At 66.5% G+C, this 3743-nt stretch carries 4 protein-coding genes and 1 pseudogene; all 5 read left to right on the forward strand.

What is annotated here, in order from left to right; all coding sequences use genetic code 11:
* A pseudogene (locus tag EN943_RS35840) lies at positions 1-326 on the forward strand (P-type conjugative transfer protein TrbJ); the annotation flags it as partial.
* Between the two features lie 10 nt (positions 327-336).
* Positions 337-621 (forward strand): putative entry exclusion protein TrbK-alt, encoded by a 285-nt coding sequence (gene trbK-alt / locus EN943_RS35845; protein WP_127416477.1) that lies wholly within the window; start codon positions 337-339, stop codon positions 619-621.
* Positions 622-625: 4 nt separating this feature from the next.
* Positions 626-1984 carry a P-type conjugative transfer protein TrbL gene (gene trbL / locus EN943_RS35850; RefSeq protein WP_127416478.1) on the forward strand — a complete coding sequence of 453 codons (1359 nt, stop codon included), beginning with the start codon at positions 626-628 and terminating at the stop codon, positions 1982-1984.
* A complete protein-coding gene (gene trbF, locus EN943_RS35855; protein ID WP_127416479.1) occupies positions 1984-2667 on the forward strand; it encodes a conjugal transfer protein TrbF in 684 nt (227 codons plus the stop codon). Before trbL ends, trbF begins: the two co-directional genes overlap by 1 nt.
* Positions 2664-3704 carry a P-type conjugative transfer protein TrbG gene (gene trbG, locus EN943_RS35860; RefSeq protein WP_206522881.1) on the forward strand — a complete coding sequence of 347 codons (1041 nt, stop codon included), beginning with the start codon at positions 2664-2666 and terminating at the stop codon, positions 3702-3704. Before trbF ends, trbG begins: the two co-directional genes overlap by 4 nt.
* Positions 3705-3743 lie beyond the last annotated feature (39 nt).

Genomic DNA, 3743 nt, shown 5'->3' on the forward strand with positions numbered 1-3743 from the left:
GCCTTCAGGTCGCCATGCGCGTCCAGGCCGGCGTCGTGGGCAACATCGACACCAATCGCACGCAGATGTCCGCGCTCATCGGGCAGAGCCAGCTCGCCACCGGCGCGCTGCAGGCGGCGCAGGCCGGCAACCAGTTGCTCGGTCTCCAGGCACAGCAGCTCGCCGACCTGACGGCCGTGGTCGCCGCGAATGGCCGGGCGCAAGCGCTTCAATCAGCCGAGCAGGCCGCAGCCGCCGAACAGGGCCGCGAGCAGCGCCGCCGCTTCCTGACGCCAGGTGCCGGCTACCAGCCGGGCAACGCCCGCATGTTCCAGAACGGCAACTGAGGGCGGCGTCATGGACGGAAAGATGCTCGCACGGCTCGGCGCCGTTGTCTTTATCGCGCTAGCAGTCACGGCGACGGCGATCGAGTTGACCCGGAAAGCGGATCAGCGTTCGACCTCGCCGGCGGGCCGAACGGAGACTACAAACGCCGATCCGCTGCGCGGCGAGTTGATCCGGTGTCAGGAGCTTGGCGAGGCAGGCGCGCGCGACCCCACATGCCTGCGCGCGTGGGCCGAGAGCCGCCATCGCTTCCTCGCGCCCGCGCCGCCGGCGATCGAGCGGCAGGAGGCGCAATAGCATCATGGGCGGCACCGGCGTCATCGACCACTTCCTCGAAGTCTTCACCCGTTACATCGATTCAGGCTTTGGCCTGCTCGGTGGCGAGGTCGCCTTCATTGCCACCACGCTGATCGTGATCGACGTGACTCTGGCCGCGCTGTTCTGGTCCTGGGGCGCCCACGACGACATCATCGCGCGTCTGGTCAAGAAGACGCTCTTCATCGGTGTCTTCGCCTACATCATCGGCAACTGGAACAATCTTGCCCGCATCGTCTTTGAAAGCTTCGCCGGCCTCGGCCTGAAGGCCTCCGGAACCGGATTTACGACCGCGGACCTTCTGCGTCCCGGCAAGGTCGCCCAGACAGGTTTGGACTCCGGCCGCCCTCTGCTCGACTCCATTTCCGGCCTGATGGGCTACTGGTCGTTCTTCGAGAACTTCATCCAGATCGCCTGCATGTTCCTGGCTTGGGCACTGGTGCTGTTCGCCTTCTTCATCCTCGCCGTCCAGCTCTTCGTCACCCTCATCGAGTTCAAGCTGACCACGCTTGCCGGCTTCGTGCTGATCCCGTTCGGCCTCTTCGGCAAATCGGCCTTCATGGCCGAGCGGGTCCTCGGCAACGTCATCTCCTCCGGCATCAAAGTATTGGTGCTCGCTGTCATCATCGGCATCGGCTCGACACTCTTTTCCGAGTTCACCGCCGGTTTCGGAGGTGCTGCGCCCACCATCGACGACGCTATGGCGATCGTGCTTGCCGCGCTCGCTCTGCTCGGCCTTGGCGTCTTCGGCCCCGGCATCGCCAACGGTCTCGTCTCGGGTGGGCCTCAACTTGGTGCCGGCGCCGCAGTCGGCACGGGCCTCGCTGCCGGCGGCATGGTGATGGCAGGCGGTGCCGCCCTTGGCGCGAGCGCGGGCGGTGTCGGCGCGCTCGCCGGCGGTGCCTCAACTGCGGCGCGCGGTAGCGCCGCGCTCGCCGGCGGTGCCGTGACCTCCTACGGCCTGGCTTCCGCCGGACAGGCAGGCATGGCTGGCGTTGCCGCCGGCCTCGGCGGTGTCGCCCGTGCCGGCGCCAGTGCCGCCACATCGCCGCTCAGGCGCGCAGCGTCCCGCACCGCCGACACCATGACGCAGAGCTTCTCCAGCGGCGCGAAATCCGCGTTCGCGGCCACTGGCGGCACATCGACGGAAGGCACGTTGGGCGGCGCTGATGCCGCGAACGATCCGTCTTATTCAGCAGGTTCATCGACACCGCCTGCCTGGGCTAAGCGCATGAAGCGCTCCCAGACGGTCAGCCATGGGGTCTCGGCCGTCGGCCATGCTGTCCGATCGGGCGATGCCCATGGCGGCGGAGCATCCATCAATCTCTCAGAAGGCGACCGCTGATGTTCAAGCGACCAACCAGCCACTATGGCAAAACACCCGAACCCGAGACGCCTTACCAGAAGGCGGCTCAGGTCTGGGACGATCGCATCGGTTCGGCGCGCGTGCAGGCCAAGAACTGGCGCTTGATGGCCTTCGGCTCGCTGCTGCTTGCCGGGAGCTTCGCGGCGGCGCTGGTCTGGCAATCGGCACGAGGCACCGTCGTTCCCTGGGTCGTTCAGGTCGACCGGCTTGGCCAGGCCCAGGCGGTCGAGCCAGCCGTCGCCGATTACCGCCCGACCGATCCGCAGATCGCCTGGCATTTGGCCCGCTTCATCGAACAGGTCCGCTCGATCCCTGCCGATGCGATCATCGTTCGCCAGAACTGGCTCAGGGCCTACGACTTCACGACCGACCGCGGCGCGCTGGCGCTCAACGACTACGCCCGTGCCAACGAACCCTTCGCCAAGGTCGGGAAGCAACAGATCGCCGTCGAGGTGTCGAGCGTCATTCGCGCCTCGCCGGATAGTTTCCGCGTCGCCTGGGTGGAGCGGCGATATCAGGATGGTTCGCTCGCATCCACCGAGCGCTGGACCGCCATCATCACCGTCGTGATCCAGCCGCCGCGCGACGCTGAGCGGCTGCGCAAGAATCCCCTCGGCGTCTTCGTAAACGCCATCAACTGGTCGAAGGAACTGGGCCAATGATCACTCGTAGAGCCAACCGGCCGAATCCACTGAATGCCGGGTTCCCTGATTTGCGTAAATCCGTGCTGCCGCTTGTGCTGCTTTCCGCAACGGCGCTTGGCGGTTGCGCCACCAAAAAGCCGCCGCAGATCGCCTACGACGATCCGCAGCCAGCTGTGTTCGCGCCCGCGCCGCCGGCGCCGGTCCAAGTCGTCGAACTTCCCCGCCCGCTGCCCTTGCCGGGCCAGTTGAAGCCGGTCAAGGAGGCGCGTCGAGTGCCGGAACCGGCGGAGCCGACCGCCCGGGTCAACCAGGCCAACGCCGCGGCGCGCATGCAGCCTGTTCGAGACGGCTTCATCAATGCGATGCAGGTTTACCCATTCACAGAGGGCGCCCTCTATCAGGTCTATGCCGCCGTCGGTCAGATCACCGACGTCGCCTTGCAGCCTGGCGAGCAACTCGTAGGCTCCGGCCCGGTCGCGGCCGGCGACACGGTGCGCTGGGTCATCGGCGACACCGAAAGCGGCTCGGGCGGAACACGCCAGATCCACATCCTCGTCAAGCCGACCCGTGCCGACCTGACGACGAACCTTGTCATCAACACCGACCGCCGCACCTATCACATGGAGCTGCGTTCGACCGAGAAAACCTACATGGCTTCGGTCTCCTGGCAGTACCCGCAGGATCAGCTCATCGCACTGCGCCGGCAGAACGCGCTTGCCGAAGCCGCCCAACCCGTCGCCACAGGGGTCGACCTCGCTTCGATCAACTTCCGCTATTCAATCGACGGCGACCACGCGCCGTGGCGGCCGCTACGGGCCTTCGACGACGGCCGCCAAGTGTTCATCGAATTCCCGCGTGGCATCGGCCAGGGCGAAATGCCGCCTTTGTTCATCGTCGGCCCCGAGGGCGATACCTCCGAACTCGTCAACTACCGCGTCCGAGGCAATCACATGATCGTGGATCGGATGTTCGCTGCGGCCGAGCTGCGCTTCGGCAGCGGTCGCAAGCAACAGCGCGTCCGGATCATCCGTACCGACGGAAGGCCCGCGTCATGAGCGAGGACCGGGAAGAGGAAGAACAGGCGCTGGCCGCGG

It is taken from the genome of Mesorhizobium sp. M7A.F.Ca.US.006.01.1.1 (genome assembly GCF_003997935.1).
Classification (GTDB): domain Bacteria; phylum Pseudomonadota; class Alphaproteobacteria; order Rhizobiales; family Rhizobiaceae; genus Mesorhizobium.